The 1,151-nt window shown below is 70.6% G+C and carries 1 protein-coding gene; it reads left to right on the top strand.

Going from position 1 to position 1,151, the window contains the following annotated elements:
- Nucleotides 1-1,151 (top strand): mannose-1-phosphate guanylyltransferase/mannose-6-phosphate isomerase (locus JMJ55_RS30385; RefSeq protein WP_202829340.1); only part of this gene is annotated, 1,151 nt, incomplete at both ends.

The raw sequence follows: 1,151 nt of genomic DNA on the forward strand, positions 1-1,151 counted from the left end.
AACAGCGCCCCCGCCATCGCCGCGGCCGCCCTGCTGGTCGCCGAGCAGTCGCCGGAGGCGGTGCTCTGGATCATGGCGGCGGATGCCGCGATCGCCGACCTGCCTGCCCTGCATGATGCGCTCGGCAAGGCCGTGGTCGCGGCCCGGGCCGGGCAGATCGTCACCTTCGGGATGCGGCCCACCGCACCCGAGACCGGCTATGGCTATATCGAGGCCGGATCCGAGCTGCCCGGGGCGCCCGGCGTCCGCAAGCTCGACCGCTTCATCGAGAAGCCGGATGCCGCCCGCGCCGCCGATTTTGTCCGGGGCGGGCAACATCTGTGGAACAGCGGCATGTTCGTCGCGACCGTCGCCACCCTGCTTGGTGAGCTGCGGCAGTTCTGCCCCGAGCTGCTGGAGGTCGTGGGCCGGGCGATGGCCGAGGCGAAGCGCGACCTCGACTTCGTCCGCCTCGGCGCCGCCGCCTTCGCCGCCGCGCCCGCCATCTCGATCGACTATGCGGTGATGGAGAAGACCCGCCTCGCCGCCGTTGTCCCGGCCAGCATCGGCTGGTCCGATGTCGGCTCCTGGGCGGCGCTCTGGGAGGCCGGGGCCAAGGACGCGCGGGGCAATGTCGCGGTCGGCCCGGTGGCGATGGTGGATTCCGAGGGCTGCCTCATCCGCTCCGAGGGCACGCTGACCGGCGTCGTCGGCCTCCGCGACATGGTCGTGGTCACGACCGACGATGCCGTGCTGGTGATGCCGCGCGACCGGGCGCAGGATGTGAAGCAGCTGGTCGACCAGCTCCGCCGCGAGGGCCGGAAGGAGGCGACGGAGCATCGCCGCATCTACCGCCCCTGGGGCAACTACGAAGGCCTGATCCTCGGCGACCGCTTCCAGGTGAAGCGCATCCAGGTCCGCCCGGGCCAGAAGCTCTCGCTGCAGAAGCACTTCCACCGGGCCGAGCATTGGGTGGTGGTGAACGGCACCGCCATCGTCCACCGCGACGGCGAGAACATCCTGCTGCGCGAGAATGAGAGCGTCTACCTGCCGCTCGGCTGCGTCCACCGGCTGGAGAATCCGGGGATGATCCCGCTCACCCTCATCGAGGTGCAGGTCGGCGCCTATCTCGGCGAGGACGACATCGTCAGGCTCGAGGATACCTACGGGCG

This window comes from Belnapia mucosa (assembly GCF_016775475.1).
GTDB classification, from domain to species: Bacteria; Pseudomonadota; Alphaproteobacteria; order Acetobacterales; family Acetobacteraceae; genus Belnapia; species Belnapia mucosa.